An 813-nucleotide genomic window follows, 5' to 3' on the forward strand; every position below is an offset into this window, starting at 1 on the left:
GTGCCGCTTCCGCCACATGCAAAGAGCCTCGCGGTCCCGGATGTATCCGGGACCGCGAGGCTCTTACTTAATATTGAAAGTCTGTGTTAGCCGCCAGTGATGTCCTTGGTCGCGTCCTTGACGTGCTCCCCGGCCTGCTTGGCCTTGGCCGCGGCCTGGTCCTTGAGTCCTTCGGCCTGAAGGTTCTCGTTGTTCGTGGCGTCACCAAACTTTTCCTTGGCCTCGCCAGCGACTTCCTGCGCCTTGTTGCTGATCTTGTCTCCGAGTCCCATGATGGGTTTTCCCTTCGTTTGATCCTGCTTGAACTCTCCCCACGCTAGGAACCTAACCTTAGCGTTTGCTGTTAACGGGGAAAAAATCTGCTGAAAAACCATGCCCACCCGAAGGAATGGTGCCGTTACACCGGCACGGTGACGCGGGAATCGTTGGCCCCCGCTTGATCAAAAGATTTTATGAATACACCCTGTTGACACTCCATGCCTCGGAGCCCTAGTCTGATTAAATCATATTTATGTCGGACGTCACGTTGTAATGTCCGCTATTTGCTTTGGTTCCACGATGGAGTGACGATGAACAGCCCTGCTTACCCGCCCATGATCGTTATGGGCGTTTCCGGCTCCGGAAAATCAACGGTGGGGCGTTTGCTGGCCGAAAAGCTCGGTTCGGTGTTCATCGATGGCGACGACCTGCACCCAACATCGAACAAGGAAAAATGGCTGCGGGGCACCCGCTCAATGATGTTGATCGCACGCCCTGGCTCGCAATCATCGGAGATGAACTCTCCCGAAGCGCCCAGGCCGGAGCGCCAGCCAT

At 55.8% G+C, this 813-nt stretch carries 2 protein-coding genes; one reads left to right on the top strand and one right to left on the bottom strand.

Annotated elements, in window-relative coordinates; translation table 11 throughout:
- Nucleotides 1–86 precede the first annotated feature (86 nt).
- Complete coding sequence (locus B879_RS24000; protein ID WP_007271499.1) at nt 87–272, bottom strand: CsbD family protein; 186 nt, start codon at nt 270–272, stop codon at nt 87–89.
- A gap of 297 nt (nt 273–569) precedes the next feature.
- Here B879_RS24000 and B879_RS24005 point away from each other — a divergent pair.
- Nucleotides 570–813: shikimate kinase (locus B879_RS24005; protein WP_238542232.1), on the top strand; the 244-nt coding region annotated here is incomplete at its 3' end.

The sequence above is a fragment of the Cecembia lonarensis LW9 genome, from assembly GCF_000298295.1.
GTDB classification, from domain to species: domain Bacteria; phylum Bacteroidota; class Bacteroidia; order Cytophagales; family Cyclobacteriaceae; genus Cecembia; species Cecembia lonarensis.